The organism is Leisingera sp. NJS204, from assembly GCF_004123675.1.
Lineage (GTDB): Bacteria > Pseudomonadota > Alphaproteobacteria > Rhodobacterales > Rhodobacteraceae > Leisingera.
In genome coordinates, this window is the sequence record NZ_CP035417.1 from 3,589,713 (window position 1) to 3,615,540 (window position 25,828).

Here is a 25,828-nt window from a genome sequence, read left to right on the forward strand (position 1 = left end):
TAAGGGCCGCAGCCCTTACTCTTCTTCCGCATCCAGGAGTTCCATGTTCAGGCCGAGGCCGCGGACTTCTTTCACCAGAACGTTGAACGATTCCGGTACGCCCGCTTCATAGTTGTCCTCGCCCTTGACGATCGACTCATAGACCTTGGTCCGGCCGGCGACGTCATCCGATTTCACGGTGAGCATCTCCTGCAGGGTGTAGGCGGCGCCGTAAGCTTCGAGAGCCCAGACTTCCATCTCACCAAAGCGCTGACCGCCGAACTGCGCCTTACCGCCCAGCGGCTGCTGGGTAACGAGGCTGTACGGGCCGGTGGAACGCGCGTGGATCTTGTCGTCCACCAGGTGGTGCAGCTTGAGCAGGTACTTGATGCCAACGGTCACCGGACGCGCGAACTGCTCACCGGTGCGGCCGTCGAACAGGATCGACTGGCCGGACTGATCAAAGCCCGCACGCACCAGGGCGTTGTTGACGTCGTCTTCCTTGGCGCCATCAAAGACCGGAGTCGCAATCGGCACACCGCGGGTCACATTGCCTGCGGCATCCACCAGGGCGGCCTCGGTCATGTTGGCGATGCCTTCGTCATAGACGTCGTCGCCATAGGCGTGGTGCATCGCTTCACGGACCGGGGTCAGATCGCCCGAGCGGCGGTATTCCTGCAGCGCGTCGTCCACCTTGATGCCAAGGCCGCGCGCGGCCCAGCCCATATGGGTTTCAAGGATCTGACCGACGTTCATACGCGACGGAACACCCAGCGGGTTAAGACAGAAATCGACCGGAGTACCGTCGGCGAGGAACGGCATGTCCTCCATCGGCACCACTTTCGAGATCACACCTTTGTTGCCGTGACGGCCGGCCATCTTGTCGCCCGGCTGCAGCTTGCGCTTCACGGCGATGAAGACTTTGACCATCTTCATCACACCCGGCGGCAGGTCGTCGCCGCGGCGGACCTTCTCGACCTTGTCCTCGAAACGGGCGTCCAGGGCGCGCTTCTGCGCCTCGTACTGCTCGTTCAGGGCCTCGACAACCTGGGCATCTTTTTCGTCTTCCAGCGCCAGCATCCACCACTGGCCGCGGGACAGGGAGTCCAGCAGTTCTTCGGTGATCTCGGCACCGGCGCGGACGCCTTTCGGGCCTTTGACAGCCACTTTGCCCAAGAGCATGCCACGCAGGCGGGCATAGATGTTGCGGTCCAGGATCGCCAGTTCGTCGTCCCGGTCACGGGCCAGACGTTCGACTTCTTCACGCTCGATCTGCAGCGCACGTTCGTCTTTTTCAACGCCGTGGCGGTTGAAGACGCGCACCTCGACCACGGTCCCGTAGTCGCCCGGCTTCACGCGCAGCGAGGTGTCGCGCACGTCAGATGCTTTTTCGCCGAAGATGGCGCGCAGCAGCTTTTCTTCCGGGGTCATCGGGCTTTCGCCCTTGGGCGTGATCTTACCGACCAGAATATCGCCCGGCTCCACATCGGCACCGATGTAGACGATGCCCGCTTCGTCGAGGTTGCGCAGGGCTTCCTCGCCGACGTTGGGGATGTCGCGGGTGATTTCTTCCGGGCCAAGTTTGGTGTCACGGGCGGCGACTTCGAATTCCTCGATGTGAACCGAGGTGAAGACGTCGTCACGCGCGATGCGCTCGGAGATCAGGATGGAGTCTTCGTAGTTGTAGCCGTTCCACGGCATGAACGCGACGACCACGTTTTTGCCCAGAGCCAGTTCGCCCATATCGGTCGACGGACCGTCGGCGATGACTTCGCCCTTGGTCACGGTGTCGCCCACCTTCACCAGCGGACGCTGGTTGATACAGGTGTTCTGGTTCGAACGCTGGAACTTGCGCATCCGGTAGATGTCCACGCCCGCGTCGCCCAGCTCCAGATCGGAGGTGGCACGGATCACGATACGCTGCGCATCAACCTGGTCGATGATACCCGCACGCTTGGCCTGAATGGCCGCGCCGGAGTCGATCGCCACTTTTTCCTCGATGCCGGTGCCGACCAGCGGCGCCTCGGCGCGCAGCAGCGGAACCGCCTGACGTTGCATGTTCGAGCCCATCAGAGCGCGGTTGGCGTCGTCGTTTTCCAGGAACGGGATCAGCGAGGCCGCAACGGAGACCAACTGTTTCGGGCTGACGTCGATCAGGTCAACGCTTTCGCGCGGCGCCAGGGTGTAGTCTCCGGACTGACGGGTCGAGACCAGATCATTGATGAACTTGCCGTTCTCATCCAGCGTCGCGTTGGCCTGCGCCACGGTGTGGCGCATTTCCTCGGTCGCGGACATGTAGTGGACTTCGTCGGTCACCTTCGCCTCGTTCACGACGCGATAGGGTGTCTCGATGAAGCCGTACTTGTTCACACGGGCAAAGGTCGCCAGCGAGTTGATCAGACCGATGTTCGGGCCTTCCGGCGTTTCAATCGGGCACATCCGGCCATAGTGGGTCGGATGAACGTCGCGGACTTCAAAGCCTGCGCGCTCGCGGGTCAGACCGCCGGGGCCAAGCGCCGAGAGACGGCGTTTGTGGGTGACTTCCGACAGCGGGTTGGTCTGGTCCATGAACTGCGACAGCTGCGAGGAGCCGAAGAATTCACGCACAGCCGCCGCAGCGGGTTTGGCGTTGATCAGATCCTGCGGCATCACAGTGTCGATCTCGACCGAGGACATACGTTCCTTGATCGCGCGCTCCATGCGCAGCAGACCGACGCGGTACTGGTTTTCCATCAGCTCGCCGACGGACCGCACGCGGCGGTTGCCGAGGTGGTCGATGTCGTCGATATCGCCGCGGCCGTCCCGCAGATCGACCAGCGCCTTGATACAGGCGACGATGTCTTCCTTGCGCAGAGTGCGCTGGGTGTCTTCGGCGTCCAGTGCCAGGCGCATGTTCATCTTCACGCGGCCAACTGCGGACAGGTCGTAACGCTCGCCATCGAAGAACAGGGTGTCGAACAGCGCCGACGCAGCCTCGACGGTGGGCGGCTCGCCCGGGCGCATCACACGGTAGATGTCCATGAGCGCGGTGTCGCGGGACCGGTTCTTGTCCTGCGCCATTGTGTTGCGCATGTAGGGGCCGACGTTGACGTTGTCGATGTCCAGCACCGGAATGTCGGTGATGCCGGCATCCAGCAGACCTTTCAGCGAGCCGCCGATCAGTTCGCCGTCTTTGTCGTATTCCAGGGTCAGCTCATCACCGGCTTCGACATAGATCGCGCCGTTTTCTTCGTTGATGATGTCCTGGGAGACATATTTGCCGACGATATGCTCGAAGGGCACCAGAAGCTCGGTGATGGTGCCTTCTTCGATCATCTTCTTGACGGCGCGCGGGGTGACCTTCTTGCCGGCTTCGCAGATGATTTCGCCAGTGGCCGCATCGACCAGGTCATAGGTCGGGCGGGTGCCGCGCACACGTTCCGGGAAGAACGGGGTGACCCAGCCGCGGGACTTTTCAAGCTTGAACTGGACGGTGTCGTAATAGGCGCTCATGATGGCGTCCTGGTCCAGGCCCAGGGCGTACAGCAGAGTGGTCACCGGCAGTTTGCGGCGGCGGTCGATACGGGCAAAGACGATGTCTTTGGCGTCGAATTCGAAATCCAGCCAGGAGCCGCGGTACGGGATGATACGGCAGGCGAACAACAGCTTGCCCGAGGAGTGGGTCTTGCCCTTGTCGTGGTCAAAGAACACGCCCGGCGAACGGTGCATCTGGGACACGATCACACGCTCGGTGCCGTTGACGACAAAGGTGCCGTTCGGGGTCATCAGGGGCATGTCGCCCATGAAGACGTCCTGTTCCTTGATGTCTTTTACCGACTTGGCGCCGGTATCTTCGTCCACATCAAAGACGATCAGGCGCAGGGTGACCTTCAGCGGCGCGCTGTAGGTCATGTCGCGCTGCATGCACTCTTCGACGTCGTATTTCGGCTTTTCAAACGCGTATTTGCCGAACTCCAGGACCGAAGTCTCGTTGAAGTCCTTGATCGGGAAAACCGACTGGAACACACCTTTGATGCCTTCGCCGTCCAGCGGCTCGGCTTCATCGCCAGAGCGCAGGAACAGGTCGTAGGAAGATTTCTGCACCTCAATGAGGTTCGGCATCTCCAGCACTTCGCGGATTTTGCCGTAGTATTTGCGTAGACGTTTCTGGCCAAGGAACGATTGAGCCATGTCAGATGTCACCTTTCGAGTTCTCACCGGTCAAGGATGCCGCCGGGCCCCGGCACCTTGCCCATACGAGACAGCGCGTTCGGATCAATTCATGGCCACCGTCCCGAAGGCAGCCTCCCGATCCTTTGAACTCCGCCTGAAAAAACGCCTCCTCAGAGGCCCTTTCTAAGACAGGTTCGGCTGAGCCCGGAAAACTCCGGACCCAGCCAAATTTCCGATGCATCAGAAATGCACCAGGAGCAGGGCTTAGGCCAGCTCGACTTCGGCGCCAGCTGCTTCCAGCTTGGCTTTGACGTCTTCGGCTTCGTCCTTGGACACGCCTTCTTTGATCTTGCCGCCGGCTTCGACCAGTTCTTTGGCTTCTTTCAGGCCCAGACCGGTCAGACCGCGGACTTCTTTGATCACGTTGATCTTGGAAGCGCCGGCGTTCTTCAGAACGACGTCGAATTCGGTCTTTTCTTCTTCAGCAGCTGCGCCGCCGTCGGCCGCGGCCATGACAACTGCGCCGCCAGCTGCGGGCTCGATGCCGTACTCATCCTTCAGGATGGTTTTCAGTTCTTGTGCTTCCAGCAGGGTCAGACCCACGATGCTTTCTGCGAGTGCTTTCAGATCAGCCATTGTATCAGCTCTTTCCGTTTACAGTATGTGTGTTCCAACGTGCAGGCTTTGCCCCACGCCAGTCATTCAGTGCCAACCGCTTACGCAGCTTCCGCCTTCTCTTCGATGGTCGAAAGGATGCTTGCGATGTTGCTTGCAGGTGCGCCAATTGCGCCGGCGATGTTGGAAGCGGGTGCGCCAATGCAGCTTGCGATCTGAGCAATAAGCTCGTCGCGGGACGGCATTTTCGACACGGCTTCGACGCCTGCGCGGTCCAGAGCATTCTCACCCATTGCGCCGCCGAGGATTTCAAACTTTTTGTTATCCTTGGCGAAACCCTCGGCCACTTTTGCAGCGGACACGGGGTCTTCGGAATAGGTCAGAACGGTCATCCCTGTCAGCAGGTCAGACATGCTTTCACACGGCTTTCCCTCGAGGGCGATTTTGGCGAGCCTGTTTTTGGCAACACGCACAGAGCTGTTCGCATCGCTTGCACGCGCGCGCAGATCCTGCATCTCGGCAACTGTCAGACCGGCGTAGTGGGCAACCACTACGACGCCAGAGCTTTCGAAGATCTGGCCGAGTTCCTCGACCACTTTCTCTTTCTGGGCTCTATCCACAGTTCTCTCCAAGTTAGGGATGCTTGTGCACCCCGGCTCATATTTGCCGGTCCAGAAGTCCCGGCGTTCAGGTCCGTTTTACGGGATGAGCCAAATCCGCCCGAGGGAATGAAAACCCTCGATCTTCTTGGTCTGTACCCGTCTCAGGAGGGAGATTAAGGCCCGATCGAAAGGCCGCCCACCATCTTGGACGAAATGAAATAAAGCGCACGACGAATCGCACGCTTTATCTCGTAGCCGTAGTTAGTCGTATTTTACGGGATTTCCAAGGGGGAAACTGGCCGCCTCAGTCAAATTCACTGCGCCGCCAGGCAGACCTGCCCGCGACGGGATTCCATGCAGCCCCTCAGCACACGCGCCTCGCCTGAGGTCAGCGTCATCGCCGCAGTCTTGCCGAACCGGCTGCTGTCCCGGCCAAGCGACGGAAACAGCGACAGCAGTTCACGGCGCTGCGCCCGGTCCAGCGCAGCCACCGATCCCGGCGCCAGAAAGAAGCTTTCGGTCAGCACGCCATTGGACCTTACGATATGATGCCGGTCGAACATGAAGTGGAAGTACCGGATCACGGCCTGCTCACGGATCCCGACTCCCGGAAGCCCGCAGAGATGCTTTGCAGCCACCAGAACATCCGCCTGGCCGAACAGCATCTCCGCTACCGGCAATTCAACATGAACCCGGTGCTGCTGCGACAAGATCAGCTCCCGGTCATTACCAATCGCCCCCGGCGCAAAAACAACCGGCGCAAACGCCCCGGTGCCGCGCACAGATGTCTCAGCGATCCAGCAAATTGGCTGCGCCCCGGAATCTTTGGTCCAGACACGCTGCCCCCGGGAAAGGTCCTCCACCGCAACCGGACCATCGGCGGTATCAATCCACGTCCCCTCGCCAAAGCAAGTGACATAATCGGAATAACGCGACGTGCCGGTGTTCTGGCCACCGGTCTTTACATAGGATTTCCCGGCCTCAAGCGGCAGGTCCGTCGCAAATCCCCAGACATTGGATGTCTGGCCGTCCTGCGAAAAGACGTAGATCCTGATCTGCGGACCGGTAGGGTTTCCGTTTCCGTCAAGTTCGCGCACCAGGATATGCGATTCGGATTCGACCTTGGCACCGTCTGCAACGATGCCGCCGCCATCGGTAATGACGTGATCCGATTCCCTGTCGTCATTGAACCTGTTCCGCCCGCCGCCGGTGTCATTCAGCGTAACCTCGGTTCCGGCGCCGCCGGAATAGGCGAAAACCGTTCCGTTGGGCGTGTCCGAATTATTGATGACCGCACCACCGACAATCGAGCCATTGGAGCTCGACGTAACAACCAGGCTCGAACTGTCCTGAGCAAAGAAACTGCGTAGTGCCATAGGTTGCAATTATGGGTGCTGCCGGGCAGGCACAAGGGTAAACAACCGGTTAAAATGCACCGCACGGCCATTTGAGCGCCCGACCGCCGCCCGGCAAAAGAAAAGGCCCCGGGTGCGTCACCCGGGGCCCATGATCTGGCAATGCTGTCCCGATTACTCGGTGACAGCGTTGTCCACGTCAACTGTGACGCCCGGACCCATGGTCGAGGTCAGGTTGATCTTCTTCATGTAAGCGCCTTTGGCGCCCGACGGACGGGCCTTGGCCACAGCCGAAATGAAGGCGCGGACGTTTTCGACCAGCTTGGCTTCGTCAAACGAGGCTTTGCCGACGCCTGCGTGCACAACGCCGCCTTTTTCCGCCTTGAACTGGACTTCGCCGCCCTTGGCCGCTTCAACAGCTGCCTTGACGTCCATAGTCACAGTGCCGACCTTGGGGTTCGGCATCAGGTTGCGCGGGCCGAGGATCTTACCCAGACGGCCAACGACGGGCATCATGTCCGGGGTTGCGATGCAACGGTCAAAGTCGATGCTGCCGCCCTGGATGGCTTCCATCAGGTCTTCGGCGCCGACGATGTCAGCACCGGCCGCGGTGGCTTCTTCTGCCTTGGGGCCGCGGGCGAACACTGCAACGCGCATGGCTTTGCCGGTGCCGTTCGGCAGGCCGACAACACCGCGGACCATCTGGTCTGCGTGGCGGGTGTCAACACCCAGGCTCATGGCGATTTCGACGGTTTCGTCGAACTTCGCAGTGGCGTTCGCCTTGATCAGGGAAACAGCTTCTTCGACCGACAGGTTATCTTTGCCGACGAGAGCTTCGCGCGCGGCGCGGGTACGTTTACCGAGCTTTGCCATCTTACTTTACCTCGATGCCCATGGAACGGGCAGAGCCCAGGATGATCTGCATTGCCGCGTCGATGTCGTTGGCGTTCAGATCTTTCATCTTGGCTTCGGCGATTTCTTTCACCTGGGCCGCGGTCACGGTGCCTACGGTTTCGCGCGACGGGGTTTTTGCACCCGACTTAACCTTGGCAGCCTTCTTCAGGTAGTAAGACGCGGGCGGCGTCTTGATGTCCATGGTGAAGGACTTGTCCTGATAGTAGGTGATCACGGTCGGGCACGGCGCGCCGGGCTCCATGTCTGCGGTCTTGGCGTTGAACGCCTTGCAGAATTCCATGATGTTGATGCCGCGCTGACCCAGCGCCGGACCAACCGGCGGGCTTGGGTTTGCCTGACCGGCTTTTACTTGCAGCTTCATCGTGCCGACGAGCTTCTTGGCCATTGGCCTTCTCCTTTTCCAACACCCTCCGGACGCGTCCGTTGGGCTGCTTTGCTGTGTGGTCCGGCCTTGGCACCGCGGTGCCGCCGCCTCCCACGCTCGGGGTGCCGGCCAAAGCGGCCGGCGTCACATCAGATCTGCTTGGTGACCTGAGTGAAATCCAGTTCGACCGGGGTTTCCCGGCCAAAGATCGAAACGGTGACCTTCAGCTTCTGGCTGTCCTCGTCGACCTCTTCGACCATGCCGTCGAAATCTTCGAACGGGCCGTCGTTGACTTTGACCTTCTCGCCGATCTCAAAGTGGATCAGCGTCCGCGGCGCCTCGACGCCTTCCTCGACGCGGCCCAGGATACCCTGCACCTCGGCGTCGCGCATCGGCATCGGGCGGCCTTGCGGACCCAGGAAGCCGGTGACGCGGTTGATCGAGGAGATCAGATGATAGCCACGGTCGGACATCTCCATGTGGACCAGCACGTAGCCCGGCATAAACCGGCGCTCGGTCGAGACTTTCTTGCCGCGGCGGATCTCGATCACCTCTTCGGTGGGGACCAGCACTTCGTCGATCTCGTCCTCAAGGCCCTGTTCAGCGACCGAGGTGCGGATTTGCTCTGCGATTTTCTTTTCGAAGTTCGAAAGAACGCTGACCGAATACCACCGTTTCGCCATGAACAATCGTCCTTGTTTTGCCAGGCGGGCCATTGCCGCGCCGCCGCTTTATCATCCCGATGCAGCCCGTAAGCTGCGCTCTCCAACAAAAAGCGGCGTGCAAACCGAATCGCCGCACGCCCGCCTTAATAGTTACGGGTCACCTACCGCCCATTGCCGCCAAGATCAAGGGCGGCACAGCAACACGGGCTTGGAAGCCATCAAACTGCCGCAGGCTTAGCCGAACATCCCCAAAAGCCCCTGCAGGCCATAGCGGATCAGCAGGTCGACCAGTGCAAAGAACACCGCCGTAAGCGCCGCCATGATAAACACCATGACCGTGGTCAGCAGAACCTCGCGCCGGGTCGGCCAAACGACCTTGGACACTTCGGCACGGACTTGCTGAATGAACTGAACTGGATTGATAGTCGCCATACTGGGGGTGTCTCTCTGCTAGCAGTGGTCGCGATTTAACGCCTGCTGCGGGTAAATTCAAGCCCTGCTCCGGCGGCAGAGCGGCTTGGGCCGCGCAGTCAATCCAATTTTAATCCACTTGCTGCAAAACTGTCCCAAGCAGCCCCGGCGCCATGTGCGCGCCGCGCAGGCATATCCCGCGTTTATTGATGAGATTGGATGCCATGACACCAGCATATTCCTTATCCCAGGCCGAACAGCTTGAACGTGATTCCAAACTTGAGGATGCAGTGCTTGCCTATTCCGGCATCCTGGCACGCAACCCGAAGAATACCCGCGCCCTGCAAGCGCTGGACTCCCTGCGCGGCCGCCTGCGTGAACAGCGCGAGCCCTCGCCGGACACCAAAGCAGAACTGGAGACAGCGCTTGCCGCCGGCCGCCACTTTGATGCGGCAGACAGCTGCGGCGCCTTGCTTAAGACGTTCCGCGATTCGCATTTCCTGTGGGATTTTCTGGGCCGCTGCCATCTGGCAGCAGGCCATTTGGACAATGCCGCAACCTGCCTGAACAAGGCCTGCGGTCTGAACCCCCAGGAAGCGGGCACCTATGCCGCGATGGGACGCGTCCATATGGCACGCGGGCAGCATGACAACGCCATGGCGCTGTATCAGAAAGCCCTGAAACTGGATGCCGAATGCCTGCCCGCCCTGCGCAGCATGGCCGAAGCTCTACCGCTGGAGGGCCGCAGCGTCGAGGCCGCCGGCGTTCTGCGCCAGGCGGTTTCCCTTGCCCCTGAAGATGCCTCATTGCATTTCACATTGGCCGGCCTGCTGCAGCAGCTGGGCGCGGCGGCTGAGGCCAAGGAACATTACACCCGTGCCGCCAGCCTGGATCCGCAACTGACCGAAGCGCACTTCCAGCTTGGCCTGCAGCTTAAGGCCGAGGGCCGGTTTGCGGATGCTCTGCCTTGTTTTGACAGAATCCTGCAGATTTCGCCATCCGACGACCGCAGCCGCACCCAGCGGCTGCATGTTCTGGCAGAGCTCAATGATTGGCGGTGGATCCAGGAATACGCGGACTGCCGGCGCCTGCTGGGCTTGCGTGGCAGCGGCTGCGATCCAAGCGTGCTGATGCTGATGGAAGACAACCCGGATCTGCTGCGGGCACGTGCCCAGGCCTATGCCGGCGACGCATTTCCTGTGATAGAGCCGCAAACGGCGGCACCCGTCCGGCAGCGTCCCGCCCGGTTGCGGATAGGATACTTTTTTGCCGGCAGTGATGGAGACGCAATAGCAATCCGGCACGCGGCAATGCTGGCAGCCCACGATAGCACCCGGTTTGAAATCCACGCCTATGCCACCGGCTCCAGGCTCTCGGCAACGACCGCTGCCGAACTGAGCCAAACCGTCTCCTGCTTCAGGCAATTGGACGGAACAGCCGGACAAGAAGCGGCCGTCGCAGTCAAGGCAGACCGTCTGGACATTGCCGTGGATGTCTCAGGCTATACAAACGGCAGCCTGAACCACTTGCTTTCCTGCCGGCTGGCACCGCTGCACATTGCCTGGCCGGGCTATCCCGGCACCATGGGCACCGCCGCCTTTGACTACCTGATCGGCGATCACACCGTGTGCCCGCCCGGCAGCGAACGGTACCACAACGAACACTTGCTGCGCCTGCCGGCAAGCCATCTGGCTGTGACGCCTGCACCGGCCGCAGCAGCGGGCAGTCCGGACCGGGCCGGCTGCGGCCTGCCGGAGTCTGGATTTGTATTCTGCAACTTTGCCGCAGGCAGCCGGATCACCCCGTCGGAATTCGACATCTGGATGCGGCTGTTGAGCGGGGCCAAGGATAGCGTTCTGTGGCTGCAGGATAATGGCGCGCATGCAGTGTCCAACCTGCGCCGGGCTGCGGCAGCGCGCGGCATTGATCCGGACCGGCTCATCTTTGCACCGCCTGCCCCGCCGGCGGAACACCAGGCCCGCCTGCCGCTGGCAGATCTGTTCCTGGACACCTTCACTGTGAATTCCCGCAGCGCCGCCCAGTCAGCCTTGGCTGCCAGGCTGCCGGTGCTCACCTTGCCGGGACAGCAATTCGCCGCCCGCAGTGTCGCAAGCCTGCTGCAGGCCGCCGGGCTGCCGGAACTGATCGCCGCCGGTATAGAAGACTACGAGGCGAAGGCTGCGGGCCTGGCGCAGGATCCGGAGGCCGGCAAGACATTGAAACGCCGCCTCCAGCATGCAGTTTTGCCGGACCCGGCACGCCTGGCACGGCAGGCCGAACAGGCCTATGACGCTGCCTATGACCGGTATTTGCAAGGATCCGCCCCGGAGCACCTGCCGCTGGCCTGACCATGGCAATGGCGCCCGCAACCCAAGCGGGCGGCTTTCCCGAAGGCGTTTCACTGTGCTTCTGGTGATCCGGTGAACTGGCAGGGGCATCAGGGTTCGAACCCGAGACCTACGGTTTTGGAGGCCATATCAAGACGCTGAATTTACGCGGGGAATTTTCCAAACGTGACGTTTAGCAGCCTAAAGGTTTCAATCAGTTAGGACTGTTTTTCCAACTGCCCTAACGCCCTTTTTTTACCGCCGCTTCCATTACCCGTCGATTACTCCCGGCTCATAGCCCAAGAGTTTCAATGCGATCTGCCCGGAAACCACAAGCTTACGGCGATTGGTCCAATCGGAATGCGAATGGTCACCGGACAAGCCAGCAGCCTTGTTCGCCGTCCGCCAAGCGCTCGCCATGTATCTTCCCGCTCTACGTAGAAGTGGACGAAATCTACAATTTGGCTTGCCCTGCTTCGCCAGTGCATTACCAGCATGACCCTGTACAAACGACGAAGACTTCCGTTCACGGTGCAATCAATATGCTTGGGCTTGCCATGAGGTTGAAATGCAAGATTTTACAGGCATCAACGAGCGAGGTTTATGGTGATCCCGATGTTCATCCGCAGCCAGAAAGCTATTGGGGGCGTGTGAATCCGATTTGAGCTACTCCCCAATGTTTGGACAGGTTTTGACGTAGTTTAAGCTACTCTCTGCTCCTGCTGATCGGTTTGGGTTTCTTCTTTTCTCAGCCAATAGACCACGGCTGGGGGTTTGCCGCCAAGGGCGGAGTGTGGGTGTTTCCGGTTGTAGAAATCGATCCATTTCCCAACGCCCGCCTTCGCCTCTGATCCGGTCTCCCAGGCGTGCAGGCAGACGCATTCGTATTTCAACGACCGCCAGAGCCGCTCGACGAAGATGTTATCGAGGAAGCGCCCCTTGCCATCCATCCGCTGCCCGGCAGCGCATGTGTGCATGCGCGAGAGGGGAGATCCGCACGCCGGATCGGCGCAATCTGCTCGTCCAGGCAAAAGATGTGAACTGGCTGCCCTGATCCGTATTCATGATTTCCGGCGGGCCAAACCTGGCGATGGCCTCGTTCAGTGCCTCGACGCAGAAGTCTGCTTCCAGCGTGTTCGAAAGGCGCCAGGCCAGCACCTTTCGGGTGTGCCAATCCATGATCGCCGCCAGATACAGAAAGCCCCTGCGCATTGGCAGATACGTGATGTCGGCACACCACACCTGATTGGGACGCTCCAGGCGTAGACCACGCAACAGATAGGGATAGGTCTTGTGCCCTTTCGCTGCTTTGCTGGTGTTTGGTTTCTGATAGACCGGCATCAAGCCCATCAGCCGCATCAAGCGTCGGATGCGCTTCTCGTTCACAAGGTGCCCGTCGTTTCGGAGGTGCCAAGTCATCTGGCGGACACCAAAGAACGGCGTTTCCAGGAACTGTTCCTCGATCCGGCGCATCAACATCAGGTTCATCGCCGTCTCGCCCTTGGGCGTGTAGTAAAACGACGACCGCGAGATCGACAGCAGCTTGCACTGCTTGCCAATCGACAGGTTGGCATTGGCAGGCTCAACCATCTTGCGCCTCACTTGCCGGTCCACGGCATGAGCTTTCGTGACAAAAAATCGTTGGCGACAGCCAGCTCCCCGATCTTCGCGTGCAGTTCTTTGACCTGCTCCTCGTCGATCTCTGGGGACTTCTTTCCGCCGCGTTCAAACACGCCGGACGCGCCTTCCAGCAGAGCGCGTTTCCAGCTGTGGATCATCGTGGGATGGACGCCGAATTGGCTGGCAAGCTCAGCCGCAGTTCGCTCACCCTTCAAAGCCTCAAGCGCGGCTTTCGCCTTGAACTCGGGCGAGTGGTTCTTCCGTTTCGACATCTCTGATCTCCTCTTCGTCGAAGACCAGCAGACAACAAATCATAGCTTACGTCAGTGTCCGAAATTCAGGGGGTAGCTCGCATCTTCGACTGCCATTGCCAATTCGGGTTTGGGCTGCATGCCTTTCAGGCGGGCACCCCCTATGGCCGGCAGGTGTCTCCTCTCGTCAGGATCGCCCAGGCGATGCGGGCGAGCTTGTTGGCCAACGCGACAGAGACAAGCCGGAATGGCTTTTTCTCCAGCAGGCTGTTGACCCGATCAGTCATCGGTGACGGTGTCCTCTTCGCATGGCGCATCACGGCAGTCGCGCCGACCACCAGCAATCTTCGTAGATATCGGCCGCCCTGCTTCGGGATGCCGCCGAGCCGGGTTTTGCCGCCGGTCGAGCGCTGCTGAGGTGTGAGACCGAGCCAGGCAGCGAACTGCCGGCCCGAGCGGAACTGACCGGGGTCCGTTACAGTGGCAGCAATGGCGGTTGCGGTGATCACGCCGACGCCGACGCCGGGGATGGCCGCGAGCCTGCGGCTGGCTTCGTTTTCGGCATGCCAGCCCCGCAGTTCCCGGTCGAGCATGCTGATCACTTCGGTCAGTTCGGCAAGTCGCCGGATCAGGATTTCAAAGGCTCGGCGGGCATAAGACGGAAGGTCGTTACCGGCGAATGCCCGGTCAGCCAGTTTCACAAGATTGGCGATGCCAGGATTGGCGGCAAGGCCGAATTCGGCCAGATGGGCGCGCAGTGCATTTGCAGCCATCGTGCGCTGACGAACCAGCAGTGAGCGGGTCCGGTGCGCCACGAGAATACCCTGCTGCTCGACCGTTTTCACCGGCACGAAGCGCATGGTTGGACGCTGAACCGCTTCGCAGATCGCTTCCGCATCCAGTGCGTCACCCTTACCGCGCTTGACGTACCCTTTCACAAACGAAGGCGGCATCAGTCGGGCTTCGTGCCCCATGGCGATCAGCGTGCGCGCGCAGTGATGCGCTGTGGCGCAGGCCTCCGCACGGATCAGGCAGGGCGGTGGTTTCGAGAAGAATGGGATCATCCGCTTTCGATGCAGACGCTTCACCAAAACCGTCTTGCTGTTCTCATCTATGCCATGCGCCTGGAAAACGCTCTTGGCCAGGTCAAGCCCTCTCGTTGTGATCTTCACAATGGCCGCTCCTTTTCTGCCGCGAATTGTCGACCTGAGCGTATCTGTCTCAAGTCTCTGTGGCAGGGGCGTCCACATCATCAAGCCGGGGTCTGGGATGGAGACCAGCTTGGCACGAGACCTGATGCCGGACGAGGATTGGGCGTTCTTTGAACACTTCATCCTTTCGGCCCGTGCCCCGAACGGGCGCAAACCCACCAACCACCGCCTTGTTCTTGACGGGATTTTCTGGATCGCCCGGACGGGTGCTCCATGGCGTGACCTGCCGGAAGGGTTTGGCAAGTGGTCGAGCGTCTACCGCCAGTTCCGGCGCTGGACGCTGGCGGGGCTTTGGGAGGAGATACTGGAGGCTCTGAACGAAAGCGGGGCCGTGCCAGACGCCCTGCAAAGGGCAACTTGAACAGCACTTTGATCGACAGACAGAACTGGATCGCCGCGACGGAAAAGACCGCTGGGCGGCCCGGGCGGCCTGCCTGCGGCGCGCGCCAGGTCATGTCCTTGTTCACCCAGATCAGCAGCGAGCCCCGCTTGCACAACGCGGCGTTGCAGCTGGACCAGTTCGTCGTGCGATAGCGGGAGGGGGATGGTTTGCTCATGCGGACCGTGTAAGCGCATGGTTTCCTGATGTGAAACCTCAGAAGTCAGAGTTCTGCAACAACGCCGACCGCAATGCGGAACTTTTGGCTGCCTGAAGGGTTTTACTAACAACAACTCGCAACCGAAAGGACAAGGTATGCTCAATTGGGCTCTCATTTTCCTAGCCGTTGCCATCATTGCCGGCATCTTCGGATTTGGCGGCATCGCTTCGGCCTCCGCTGGGATCGCACAGATCCTGTTCTTTATTTTTCTCGTGCTGTTTGCACTAGCGCTGATCCTGCGCGTAATTCGCGGCGCCTCCCGCTGACGGCCAGTGCGGGCGGCGGCCTGGGGCCGTCGTCCGAATTCGCCAGATTTTCAACCTGGTCCTGACCCGAGAAACTGGTCCGGTTTGAATGCGGAATTTTGGGTGCATTCCTGGCACGAGAGGAGTGTACCGATGCCGAAGAAACGATTCAGCGATGAACAGATTGCCTTTGCGCTGAGGCAGGCGGAAGCAAGCACAACGATTGGCGAGCTCTGCCGTAAGATGGAGAAAAGGTCGTTGGACGTGTCGCGGTTTGATGCCGCTCCTTTGATAGCATTTATTGCAGCAAAGGAGACGAACTATGGGACTGAAACGGACAGAAGAATTCCGGGCCGATGCGGTGCGGATTGCGCTGACGAGCGGGCTGAGCAGGAAGCAAGTGGCCTCTGATTTGGGTGTTGGCCTTTCGACCCTGAACAAGTGGATCACAGCGCATCGCGACACCGAGGTGGTATCCGACAAAGACCTCGACCTTGCCCGAGAGAATGAACGGCTTCGACGGGAGAACCGCATTCTCAAGGAGGAGAGGGAGATCTTAAAAAAGGCAACGCAGTTCTTCGCGGGCCAAAAGCCATGAGGTTCAGGTTCATCGAAGAACACACTGATACCTTCAGCGCCAAGCGGATGTGCAATGTGCTGGATGTCAGTGAGCGCGGTCTACGGGCCTATCGCAGCCGCCCGGCCAGTCAAAGGCAGCGCACTGACATGGTCGTTCTGGCGCATATCAAGGAACAATCTCGCCTCAGCCTGGGCAGTTATGGCCGCCCACGGATGACCGAGGAACTGAAGGAGTTGGGCCTGAACATTGGCCATCGTCGCGTCGGGCGTTTGATGCGTGAGAATGGCATCCGTGTCGAACGATCTAAGAAATACAAGGTGACGACCATTGCCCGGCAGACGATTGCGAAGCAATCAGCCGAGAGGGGGACAGCAACCACGCCTTCAACATCGCACCCAATCTGCTGAACCGGGATTTCTGCGCAGATGCGCCCAATCAGAAATGGGCAGGTGACATAAGTTACGTGTGGACGCGCGAGGGCTGGCTCTACCTGGCGGTGATCCTTGATCTGCATTCCCGGCGGGTGATCGGTTGGGCCATCAGCAATCGGATGAAGCGGGACTTGGCGATCCGGGCGCTGAACATGGCTATAGCCTTCAGATCACCGCCTATGGGCTGCATTCATCATACGGATCGTGGATCGCAATACTGTTCTCATGACTATCAGATAATCCTGCGACAACACGGGTTCAGCGTGTCCCCCTCTCATGCATGTAAACATGCACTGCCGGGGCAGTGGATGAGCGGCAAGGGAAATTGCTACGACAACTCGGCGGTCGAAACGTTCTTCAAAACGATCAAGGCAGAGCTGATCTGGCGAAGGTCGTGGCCAACGCGTAGGGCCGTTGAACTGGCCATCTTCAACTACATCAATGGCTTCTACAATCCGCGACGGCGGCACTCAGCATTGGGCTGGAAAAGCCCCGTCGCATTCGAACGGAAAGTGGCCTAAACGAGCACTTGGAGCGGCACGAAAACGGGACACGTCCACTTTCCTCCTTGTCAGATTTGTCGCCGCTGCAGCTCACGCTGAACAGCAGCCACAAACCTTAGACAGAGCTGTCGCTAATCTTCGCGTTTTGAATGGCCGCTTTTGATTGAGAAAGCGCAACTCGCTCTGCTTCAAGAGACGAAAATCTGCATTGGGCCCCGACAAACAGGGATGGTTCTGTGCGACCACTGTTCCCTACTTTCTAGCCAGACAATCCGCCAACAGATCGAACACCAGTCGTATTCTGAGATTGGTCCTTAGTTCGCGGTGCGCGACGAGCCAGGTTTCTATCTCTATTGGTTCAAAGTCAGGGTAAGCGTCCTCCAGTTCCGGATGTGCCGCACCCACATCTATCGGCAGCACCCCGATTCCCAGCCCTGCGCGCATCAATTCCAGAGCCATGGTCACACTTGCGGTGGAGTAGTTGAAATTGGCTACAGTCAGATTGAGACCGCGCGAGGCCATCATTCCCAGCATGTGCTCGGGGTACTCAGCCCCCACGAATTGCAGCTTTGCAATATCAGCCGGATTGGAAGGGCGGCCAACCGCCTCCAGGTAGTCTGACGACGCAAATAGATGTGCGGTCGTGTCCTTCAGACGTTTGGCAAAAAGGTTTTCATCCTGCGGGCGGGAGTGCCGGATCGCAATGTCCGCCTCTCGTCGTCGCAGGTCGCTTATCTCATTGGACGCGATAATCTCGATTTGAAGGTCTGGTGCCTGGGCCTGAAGCTTCTTGAGTATCTCCGGAAGATAGAAAGTCGCCATTCCATTGGTGCAGGCGATGGCCACATGCCCCGTCACTGCCTCGGACTGGCCGGTCGCCGCTATTGCGATACGGTTCGCAGCCTCGCCCATGCTCCGGAAATGCTCAAGCAATTGCGTCCCTGCCTGGGTCAACAGCAGCGCGCGTGATGTCCTCTCAAACAGTGTCACGCCCAACGAGTCTTCGAGCGCGGCGACCTGTCGGCTGAGCGTGGGTTGCGTCAGCCCAAGCGCCCGCGCGGCAGCAGACAGCGATCCCTCCTCAGCGGTGGCAAGAAATGCCCGCGCCTGGTTCCAGTCAAAAGCTGATCTTTGCCACTCCATGATTTGCGTATACCAGAACTACGGATATATGCAATTTTGTTGCCCCGCAGTGGTCGCTAGAAGGCTGTGAGCAAATCACGCGAGGAACTTTGTCCCAATGCACATCCGCACGCAGCCCGTTGATGCATCGATTGATCCAAAAGACCAATACACAATCCCCATGATCGCGCACCGGTTCGGGTCGTGGCAGATTGCGATCAGTCGGAAGCCAAGGGCCAAGGACGACCTGGCCAGACACTACGATGCTGCGTCACGCAACTGGCAACACATAACACGACGGTACGGGCTTGCAGCGGCATACCGAAAATCGCTGGTCGCATCCGGCGTGGGGACAGCGCTTGGACAGATCGGTTCGCGGGCAGAGGTGTTGGATTGCGGAATCGGAACCGGCGCTCTTGCGATTGCACTGAGCAGCATTCTCACTGATCCTCCCAGAGTGCACGGCATTGATGTGTCGCCTGAGATGCTGGCCTTGTGTGCCGTTGAGATGCGACGGGCAGGTTTGACGCCGGATCTGCGCCGGGCAGATGTTCTTTCGATACCGTTTGCCGATGCGTCCTTTGACCTCGTGATGGCCGCGCATGTGATCGAGCATTTACCGGAACCTCAACATGCGCTGAGAGAAATGGTTCGTGTTCTCAAGCCAGGCGGCATGCTCTTTGTTTGCATGGTGCGGCGATCCGGCTTTGGCGCACTCGTCCAGATGCGGTGGCGGACCTGGGCGATATCGGAACCGCAGGGCATCGCTTGGCTGCAGGCATGCCATCTGGAAAACATCGGGTCCCAGCCTGTTCATCTGGGCTACTTCGCCGGCCAAGCCAGCACCGCATTCTGGGCGCGCCGCGCTGGCGAACCGGAGCAGGCTACTGAAATCGATCCCGCAATCACAAATCGGGAGTTGGTTTCTTGAAAGTTCTGCGAAAGTCTGAGTGGGCGATCCTACTCTTCATCGTTGCCTATTCGTTCTTACCAGCATTTGGTGGCTTGTTCCGCGTGCTCGAATTGGCGGGTGGCCCCGCCATCATTCCCGCAAATCAGCGGGCGTCGGCAATGCCCTTCCCAATCATCCTGCACATTCTTAGCAGCTTTCTGTTCCTTTTACTTGGCGCAACCCAGTTCCTGCCAAGCATCAGGCAGACGCATCCGACAGCCCACCGAGTTTTCGGTCGAATTGTTGCAGTGGCAGGGTGTCTTTCGGCAGGAAGTGGGATGTGGATGACGCACTTCTATGACTTTCCGGCTAGCCTTCAGGGAAGCTTGCTCTATTGGGTGCGGATCACTCTCGGCCTGCTGGTGATCGCATTCATCCTCTGGGCTGTTCTTTCAATCCGATCGTGCAATATCTTTCAGCATAGCGCTCTTATGTTGCGCGCCTATGCGATCGGCCAAGGTGCATCGACACAGGCGTTCATCGGCATTGGGTGGATGATCCTATATGGGACAGAAGCGACAGGGCCGCTACGGGATGCCCAATTGGGATCTGCCTGGGCAATTAACCTACTGATCGCCGAGGCCTTGATTTGGGCGACATTGGCACCAAAGCAGCCGGCCGCGGCACGTAACTTGCAAGAGAAGCCACTCAGAGTAGGGCACTAAGATGATCGGCTATGTGACAATTGGAACCAATAACCTGGACAGAGCGATCGAATTCTACGACGCATTGCTGGCGACCATCAGAATTCAGAGACTCTGGCGGCATGGGGATATGGCGGCGTGGGGGCCCTCGCGGAGCGAGACAGCGCTATGTTTGGCGCGCCCTTTTGACGGGCTGAAAGCGGGCACCGGCAATGGTGTCATGGTCGCACTCAAGGTCGAAAACGAACAGCAAGTCGGTGCCCTCCATTCCAAGGCCATCGAGCTTGGCGGCAGGAACGAAGGCAGCCCGGGACCACGCGGCGAGCACGGAGTTTACGCCAGTTACTTTCGCGACTTGGACGGAAACAAATTGAACGCCTACATCCCCGCGCAAGGCTAATTCTATTTTGATAAGCTGACGTTCATTGCTGGCGCAGCATTTTTGACTTTGGGCTCTTTTGGCATCTTCGCTGCCTACCGCATGAACGTTCGTTTTCTGGGTTTGGGTCAGAAATCTGACAAGAAGGTCAGCTTTGCTTGGCATTCGACAAAATCCTGTCAAACGTCAGGCAAAACTGACCCGATGATGACTGTTTTTAAGGACAAATTGCCTGCACCTGCCAAGCATTTCCACCCCAATTGTCAAGCATTTCTGACCCAAGCCAAGCCGTTTTTCGCTGCAAACGCAGCCAAGGCGCCATCCTGTGTCCTCTTTGCGCAGGCAGCTGACGTTGCTGCTTCATGCAGTGGACGGCAGGTTCGAGCCCACTGCTGCCATCGGCCACTTGATTGCCTCTCGCATGCGCAGCAGGTTATTAACAGCGCTAAGCGGCCCTTCACGGTCTAGCTCATGAAAAATCGAAGTGCAGACAAAGCTGCCATTGAATTCATGCTGATTTCTGCGACGGTCAAGCAATTAACCAAGGTAAGCCTAAATGTTCCTTCCCGGAAAGTTCTACTTATTGGCTACATCCAGCCTGTTTGCAGCTTCGGTCGCCAATGCCGCCGACCAACAGGACCTCGGCGGCTTCATGCTGGGAGGTTCGTTTGAAGCGGCACAACAGCACGCGCTCGAACAAGAATGGAAGCTCGTGCCTCTTTCGGACAACTTGCCGGGGCAGTGGGTTGTTGAGGAGGCGAACCTATCCCTGTTTGTTTGCAACGGAATAGTCGCTTCAGTCTCAGAACAATTGGAAGGCTACCTAGAGGAGTTTGCGGCACTCGTTTTTTCGATGCAGCTTGAATTTGGCAAACCCGACATTCAGATCCTAAGCTTACCTTCCGGCATAGGAACCGTATCAACGATAGATGCCCGTTTCGACACAGATAATGGTGGAGCCACGGTTCAGCTTCAAAGTATTGGTGAAAAACGAACTTTTTCGATAAGCCACCGGATCGAAATTGAATGCAACTGAAGGCCAGAGGCACCTCCCGTGGAAAGGTGATAATTGGCTCGAAGCGCAAGTTTGTGCCCTCCGCAGCAGACGGCCAGAACGAGCCCTTTGCGGACACTGACCACCATGCGGGCCCTCGCGGCTGCAGCAAGCCGCGAATGGCGTTTAGCGGTCGTACAGGACAAGGCCGCGAAGAGACAGCAGACGGTCAGGCTGTCGTTCGCTGCGGAGGCGGCGATGTGCCCGTTACGACGCCTGTCGACGTCTGAAAGCTTGAAAGCGGACACATAATCGATCGACCTCGCCTCAAAGTAACGCTACTTGGGATGTATTGACTCAAGGTTGCGCCCGTGTGTCTTGGCTGCGCGTGTTTTTTTGCGCAGGCTGGTTGGCTTGAATCCTTTTGCAAAGGCATTTATCTGGATTTCACAAGCGCAGCGGAATTTTAACTTCTATTTAACAAAGGATTAAGACCTATGCCTGGTTACAAAAATACAACCCCTGCCAATGGCGAAATTTTCTCAGGTATTTTGTGGGGGACCGAATGGGATGCGGGGTCTCTTACCTATTCGCTGCAAGTAACCGAAGGCGACTACGGTTACGCATTTCCTGATCTGGACCTTTTCGATGGTTTTTCGGAATTTAATTCCGCTCAGCGCGCTGCAGTCAAATTTGCGCTGGAACAGCAGGATGGCAACTCGGCGAACAACGGCTTTTCGGTGGAAGGGTTTACCAATCTGAGTTTTTCCGAGAACACCTCAGGCAATGGCGACCTTCGGTTTGCTAGCAGTTCCTCCCAGGATTTTGTCCAGCCTGGTGGGGGGACTATTCTTGGACTGGGATTCGCGCCTGGATCCCGGTCGGGATTGGAAATGGAGGGAGATAGCTGGTATTATGCACCAGCAGTTACCACAAACGGGGGCAGGCAGTCTTGGCCGCTGGGTTATCTTGCATGAAATTGGCCACACATTAGGTTTGTCGCATCCGCATCACAATTCGAATGATTTTGGGGAATTGTCTGCTCAGTATGACCATTTTGAATATACGGTCATGAGCTACAATAGCTATGAAGGATCGTCAGGCTTCGGCAGCGTGAGCGGCTGGAATTTTCCGCAGACCTACATGATGCTGGATATCGCCGCGCTGCAGCATATGTATGGCGCAGATTACACCACCAACAGCGGCAACACGGTCTACAAGTGGAACCCCAACTCCGGCGATACGCTGGTCAATGGCAGTGTCGCGATTGACGCAGGCGGCAATAAGATCTTTGCCACGATCTGGGACGGCGGCGGCGTCGATACCTATGATCTCTCGGCTTACTCCAGCAACCTGAGCATTGATCTGAACCCGGGTGAATCCTCCAGCTTCAGCTCGTCGCAAACCGCCAGCCTGGGGAATGGAAATTTAGCCAGCGGCAATATCTACAACGCATTGCTCCATGAAGGTGATGAACGCTCGCTGATCGAAAACGCCATTGGCGGCTCCGGCAACGATTTGATCACCGGCAATGACGCCGGTAACGAGCTGCGCGGCGGCAACGGCAATGACACGCTGAAAGGAGCTGGCGGCGATGATCTCCTTTTGGGAAACCAGGGCGAGGACAGCCTGCGCGGCGGCAACGGCAATGACACTTTGAACGGCGGCTGGGATAACGATACGTTGAAGGGCGGGGACGGCGGCGATGAATTGCTGGGGGGCCTTGGCGATGACAAGCTCTTTGGCGAGGAAGGGAACGACAGCCTGACGGGCGGCAGCGGCACGGACACGCTTTATGGCGGCGCCAATGGCGATACGCTGGACGGCGGCAATGGCGGGGACTTGCTGATCGGCGGCGAGGGCAACGATGTGTATTGGGTGAACTCAGGCGCTGACACCGTGAGAGAAACCAGCGGCGAGGGGCAGGATCTTGTCAATAGTTCCGTCAGCTTTGATATGCGGGACCACAGTCAGCATATCGAGGACCTGGTTTTGACGGGTACGGGCAATGTTGATGGCCGGGGCAACGGCAAGAACAACGAATTGACCGGAAATGACGGCAACAATGATCTGAACGGGGGATCGGGCAATGACAGCATCTTTGCCGGAGATGGTGATGATACGGTGTCCGGTGGCAATCAGGGGGACTACATCAAAGGGAATGAAGGGAACGACATTCTTGACGGGGACGGCGGCAACGACATTCTGATAGGCGGATATGGTAACGACACACTGTCGGGCGGAAGCAGCAACGACGAGCTCATTGGCAGTGTCGGCAATGACAGCCTGCTTGGCGGCGGCGGTGCGGACACCCTGTCCGGCGGCGGCAACAACGATTATCTCCGGGGCGGTGACGGCAGCGACATTCTGACCGGTGGCGGCGGCAGTGACACCTTCGAATTCAAGAAGGGCAACGATAGCGTGCAGGTTACTGACTTTGGCAACGGTAATGACACGCTGGTCCTGAGCAGCTTCGGGTTCTCGTCCGAGCAGGATGCGCTGAGCCATGCCCGCGAGGTGTCGGGAGATGTGTTGTTTGATTTCGGCAATGGCGACAACCTCACACTGCTGGACTTGCAGTTGCAGGACCTGAACGGCAATATCAGCATTCTATAAGTGCTGACATGAATAGTGGCCGGGCCAACGCATGCGAATTAGGCGTTAGGCCCGGTTCAGGCGGCCATGCAATGGGGTTCCCTTGGGATTGCAGCAGTCCAAAGAAATCAATGTGTGACCGCAATTTCAGTTCCAGCAACATATCCAAGAATTGTTAATGAATACACCTCAAGGGGGGGGGAGGAGGAGAGCAACTCAATAGTGTGTTAGGTCATGTTGACAAAAGGCGGAACCATAGGCGGATTGACGTGATGTCGATGAAACCCAGAAAACTCTCAGCAGTTTTGTCATAACGGGTTGCGACACGGCGCGCGTTCTTGAGCTTGTTGAAGCACCGTTCGACCATATTGCGCAGCCGGTAAAGCGTATGATCTGTAGTGGTTCCGATGTGATCTGACAGTTGGCCGTTTTTCCGGCGGCGTCTGTCAGGTCAAGTTTGGTTCAGGAACTTTTCCTTCCAGATTTCTTTGCCCTCGATCATGGTCTGAAACGGCGTTCTGCCGCAACACATTTTGCCCTGATGAGTGCGCTCGTGGTTGTAGTGGTGCAGCCATTCGTCCAGATCGGCCTGCAAGGCTTCGATGCTGTCGTAGAGCTTCTTGCGGAACGCGACCTGATAAAACTCCTGCAACACCGTCTTGTGAAACCGTTCGCAGATGCCATTGGTCTGCGGTGATTTCACCTTGGTTTTGGTGTGGTCGATATCGTTGATCGCCAGGAAGAGCTGGAAATCGTGTTTGTCGACGCGCCCGCAGTATTCCGTCCCGCGACTGTCATGATCCGCAGCACCGGCAGGTCGTGCTCGTCATGGAATGGCAGCACTCGGTCATTGAGCAGGTCGGCTGCGGTGATCGGTGTTTTGGTGGTGTAGAGCTTGGCATGCGCCACCTTGCAATAGGTGTCCACGTAAGTCTGCTGATAGACCCGCCCGACGCCCTTGAGGGTGCCGACATAAAACGTGTCCTGTGATCCCAGATAGCCGGGATGGGCTGTTTCCACCTCGCCGCAGGCTTCATCGTCGAGCTTCTTCTTCTCCAGCGCCTGCACCTGGGCCTCGGTCAGGATCATGCCGTCCTCGGCCACCTTGGCTTCCAACGCCCTCAGCCGGGCCTTGAAGTTCGCCAGATCGTGCCGCAGCCAGATCGACCGGACACCCGAGGGTGAGACGAAGACACCCAGCTTACGCAACTCGTTCGAAGTGCGGGCCTGACCGTAGGCCGGGAAATCAGTGGCGGATTTGATGACGGCCTGCTCGGTCGCGTCGTCCACCCGGTTTGCCAGATTGGGCTTGCGCCGGGTGCGCTCAAACAGCGCTTCCACGCCGCCTTCTTCAACGGCTGACTTGTAGCGATAGAAAGTATCCCGGCTATAGCCCATCACCTGACAGGCTTTCGAGACATTCCCCAGTTCCTCGGCCAGATTCAGCAGGCCGGTTTTGTGTTTGATGATCTTGTCGGTAGTATTCAACATCGTGGTTTCCTCGTTTCGATGGTTTGGTTGGCACCACCATCAAAACGGACAACCATCTCCCTTCAAGGGAACCACCGCCCCCAATCCAATTTGAAAAAATGGGGGCGGTGTCAGATCACATCGAGACTAATTCATATGATCCACTCCAACACGCATCTTGCGGGTCTTTCGCATCGGGATTTGCGGCTGGATAATGCGCTCGTTCATGTTTTCCCGAATGCGATCAGCGTCATATCCACGATCTGCCAGCAGCACTTTCGGCTCGGGCAGGTTGTCAGCCATGACAAGATCAAAGCCAAGGTAATCTGACGTTTGCCCCGGCGTGATCTCGGTTCTCATTGGCAACCCGTGCGCGTTGACGCAGAGGTGGATCTTGGTCGAAAACCCACCTCTTGAGCGGCCAAAACCCTGTTCCGGAGTCCCCCTTTTGCGCCAGCGGCTTGGTGGTGCGCGCGGATCACGGTGCTATCAACCATTTGCAGGGCGTCGGGGACGGCTCTGCTCTGGTTCAGGGCATCCAGGATATCCTCCCAAAGCCCTGCCAGGGTCCAGCGCCTGAACTGGCGGTAAACGCTGGACCATTTGCCGAACTCCTCAGGTAGGTCCCGCCACGGGGACCCGGTTCTGGATATCCAGAAAATCCCATCCAGAACAAGGCGGTGGTTGGCCGGTTTGCGCCCGTTTGCAGCGCGGATAGCGAGGATGAAGTGTTCAAAAAACGCCCATTCCTCATCCGTCATCAGATCTCGTGCCAAGCTGGTCTCCATCGAAGATACCAGCTTGAATCACGCCTGCGGTGCGTTGTGAATCCCTTTTGTCAACACCG

General features: G+C 58.5%; 18 protein-coding genes and 9 pseudogenes. 12 read left to right on the forward strand and 15 right to left on the reverse strand.

Features of this window, described 5'->3' with window-relative positions:
- Positions 1-15 precede the first annotated feature (15 nt).
- The 8 genes from rpoB to secE all read right to left on the reverse strand — a co-directional run bounded on the left by rpoB (position 16) and on the right by secE (position 9,079).
- Positions 16-4,149 carry a DNA-directed RNA polymerase subunit beta gene (rpoB, locus tag ETW24_RS17500; RefSeq protein ID WP_129372231.1) on the reverse strand — a complete coding sequence of 1,378 codons (4,134 nt, stop codon included), beginning with the start codon at positions 4,147-4,149 and terminating at the stop codon, positions 16-18.
- A gap of 246 nt (positions 4,150-4,395) precedes the next feature.
- A complete protein-coding gene (gene rplL / locus ETW24_RS17505; protein WP_129372232.1) occupies positions 4,396-4,767 on the reverse strand; it encodes a 50S ribosomal protein L7/L12 in 372 nt (123 codons plus the stop codon).
- A gap of 80 nt (positions 4,768-4,847) precedes the next feature.
- Positions 4,848-5,366, reverse strand: coding sequence for a 50S ribosomal protein L10 (rplJ, locus tag ETW24_RS17510; protein WP_129372972.1), 519 nt, complete (start codon positions 5,364-5,366; stop codon positions 4,848-4,850).
- 296 nt (positions 5,367-5,662) lie between these two features.
- Positions 5,663-6,724: a Hint domain-containing protein gene (locus tag ETW24_RS17515; RefSeq protein WP_129372233.1), complete on the reverse strand. Its 1,062-nt coding sequence runs from the start codon at positions 6,722-6,724 to the stop codon at positions 5,663-5,665.
- A 153-nt stretch (positions 6,725-6,877) separates the two neighbouring features.
- Positions 6,878-7,576: a 50S ribosomal protein L1 gene (rplA, locus tag ETW24_RS17520; protein ID WP_129372234.1), complete on the reverse strand. Its 699-nt coding sequence runs from the start codon at positions 7,574-7,576 to the stop codon at positions 6,878-6,880.
- Between the two features lies 1 nt (position 7,577).
- Positions 7,578-8,003, reverse strand: coding sequence for a 50S ribosomal protein L11 (gene rplK / locus ETW24_RS17525; protein ID WP_129372235.1), 426 nt, complete (start codon positions 8,001-8,003; stop codon positions 7,578-7,580).
- Positions 8,004-8,131: 128 nt separating this feature from the next.
- The gene (nusG, locus tag ETW24_RS17530) at positions 8,132-8,665 is read right to left on the reverse strand and encodes a transcription termination/antitermination protein NusG (RefSeq protein WP_129372236.1); all 534 of its coding nucleotides are present in this window, start codon (positions 8,663-8,665) and stop codon (positions 8,132-8,134) included.
- A gap of 216 nt (positions 8,666-8,881) precedes the next feature.
- Positions 8,882-9,079 (reverse strand): preprotein translocase subunit SecE, encoded by a 198-nt coding sequence (gene secE / locus ETW24_RS17535; RefSeq protein WP_027257327.1) that lies wholly within the window; start codon positions 9,077-9,079, stop codon positions 8,882-8,884.
- Between the two features lie 203 nt (positions 9,080-9,282).
- Between secE and ETW24_RS17540 the strand changes: the two genes are divergently transcribed.
- Both ETW24_RS17540 and ETW24_RS17545 read left to right on the forward strand, forming a co-directional pair.
- Positions 9,283-11,406: an O-linked N-acetylglucosamine transferase, SPINDLY family protein gene (locus ETW24_RS17540; RefSeq protein ID WP_129372237.1), complete on the forward strand. Its 2,124-nt coding sequence runs from the start codon at positions 9,283-9,285 to the stop codon at positions 11,404-11,406.
- Between the two features lie 401 nt (positions 11,407-11,807).
- Positions 11,808-12,047: pseudogene (locus ETW24_RS17545) on the forward strand (GDP-mannose 4,6-dehydratase); the annotation flags it as partial.
- Between the two features lie 39 nt (positions 12,048-12,086).
- On the opposite strand, the pseudogene ETW24_RS17550 reads toward ETW24_RS17545, so the two are convergent.
- Both ETW24_RS17550 and ETW24_RS17555 read right to left on the reverse strand, forming a co-directional pair.
- A pseudogene (locus ETW24_RS17550) lies at positions 12,087-13,277 on the reverse strand (IS3 family transposase).
- A 140-nt stretch (positions 13,278-13,417) separates the two neighbouring features.
- A complete protein-coding gene (locus ETW24_RS17555) occupies positions 13,418-14,428 on the reverse strand; it encodes an IS110 family transposase (protein WP_129371293.1) in 1,011 nt (336 codons plus the stop codon).
- 97 nt (positions 14,429-14,525) lie between these two features.
- Here ETW24_RS17555 and ETW24_RS17560 point away from each other — a divergent pair.
- Positions 14,526-14,816, forward strand: a pseudogene (locus ETW24_RS17560) (transposase); the annotation flags it as partial.
- Position 14,817: 1 nt separating this feature from the next.
- Here ETW24_RS17560 and ETW24_RS17565 read toward each other — a convergent pair.
- A pseudogene (locus tag ETW24_RS17565) lies at positions 14,818-15,024 on the reverse strand (transposase); the annotation flags it as partial.
- Positions 15,025-15,161: 137 nt separating this feature from the next.
- On the opposite strand from ETW24_RS17565, the gene ETW24_RS17570 reads away from it, so the two are divergent.
- From ETW24_RS17570 to ETW24_RS17575, 3 genes and pseudogenes are all read left to right on the forward strand, one after another.
- The gene (locus ETW24_RS17570; RefSeq protein ID WP_129372238.1) at positions 15,162-15,332 is read left to right on the forward strand and encodes a DUF1328 domain-containing protein; all 171 of its coding nucleotides are present in this window, start codon (positions 15,162-15,164) and stop codon (positions 15,330-15,332) included.
- Positions 15,333-15,464: 132 nt separating this feature from the next.
- Positions 15,465-15,557: pseudogene (locus ETW24_RS25415) on the forward strand (transposase); the annotation flags it as partial.
- Positions 15,558-15,633: 76 nt separating this feature from the next.
- A pseudogene (locus tag ETW24_RS17575) lies at positions 15,634-16,843 on the forward strand (IS3 family transposase).
- A 234-nt stretch (positions 16,844-17,077) separates the two neighbouring features.
- Here the strand turns inward: ETW24_RS17575 and ETW24_RS17580 are convergent.
- The gene (locus ETW24_RS17580) at positions 17,078-17,968 is read right to left on the reverse strand and encodes a LysR family transcriptional regulator (RefSeq protein ID WP_129372239.1); all 891 of its coding nucleotides are present in this window, start codon (positions 17,966-17,968) and stop codon (positions 17,078-17,080) included.
- Between the two features lie 97 nt (positions 17,969-18,065).
- On the opposite strand from ETW24_RS17580, the gene ETW24_RS17585 reads away from it, so the two are divergent.
- The 6 genes from ETW24_RS17585 (at position 18,066) to ETW24_RS17605 (ending at position 23,532) form a co-directional block, all read left to right on the forward strand.
- Positions 18,066-18,878 carry a class I SAM-dependent methyltransferase gene (locus ETW24_RS17585; protein WP_129372240.1) on the forward strand — a complete coding sequence of 271 codons (813 nt, stop codon included), beginning with the start codon at positions 18,066-18,068 and terminating at the stop codon, positions 18,876-18,878.
- Positions 18,875-19,564 carry a DUF2306 domain-containing protein gene (locus ETW24_RS17590; protein ID WP_129372241.1) on the forward strand — a complete coding sequence of 230 codons (690 nt, stop codon included), beginning with the start codon at positions 18,875-18,877 and terminating at the stop codon, positions 19,562-19,564. Before ETW24_RS17585 ends, ETW24_RS17590 begins: the two co-directional genes overlap by 4 nt.
- Before the next feature lies 1 nt (position 19,565).
- Positions 19,566-19,943: a VOC family protein gene (locus ETW24_RS17595; protein WP_129372242.1), complete on the forward strand. Its 378-nt coding sequence runs from the start codon at positions 19,566-19,568 to the stop codon at positions 19,941-19,943.
- Positions 19,944-20,478: 535 nt separating this feature from the next.
- On the forward strand, positions 20,479-20,958 hold the full coding sequence (locus ETW24_RS17600) for a hypothetical protein (protein ID WP_129372243.1): 480 nt from the start codon (positions 20,479-20,481) through the stop codon (positions 20,956-20,958).
- Positions 20,959-21,413: 455 nt separating this feature from the next.
- Positions 21,414-21,893 (forward strand): hypothetical protein, encoded by a 480-nt coding sequence (locus ETW24_RS24925; RefSeq protein WP_254695644.1) that lies wholly within the window; start codon positions 21,414-21,416, stop codon positions 21,891-21,893.
- 196 nt (positions 21,894-22,089) lie between these two features.
- Entirely contained in the window at positions 22,090-23,532 is a 1,443-nt protein-coding gene (locus ETW24_RS17605; protein WP_254695760.1) for a calcium-binding protein, read from the forward strand.
- A 211-nt stretch (positions 23,533-23,743) separates the two neighbouring features.
- On the opposite strand, the pseudogene ETW24_RS17610 reads toward ETW24_RS17605, so the two are convergent.
- The 3 pseudogenes from ETW24_RS17610 to ETW24_RS17620 all read right to left on the reverse strand — a co-directional run.
- A pseudogene (locus tag ETW24_RS17610) lies at positions 23,744-23,905 on the reverse strand (transposase); the annotation flags it as partial.
- A 57-nt stretch (positions 23,906-23,962) separates the two neighbouring features.
- Positions 23,963-25,002 (reverse strand): annotated as a pseudogene (locus ETW24_RS17615) (IS481 family transposase).
- A 138-nt stretch (positions 25,003-25,140) separates the two neighbouring features.
- Positions 25,141-25,769: pseudogene (locus ETW24_RS17620) on the reverse strand (IS5 family transposase); the annotation flags it as partial.
- Between the last annotated feature and the right edge of the window lie 59 nt (positions 25,770-25,828).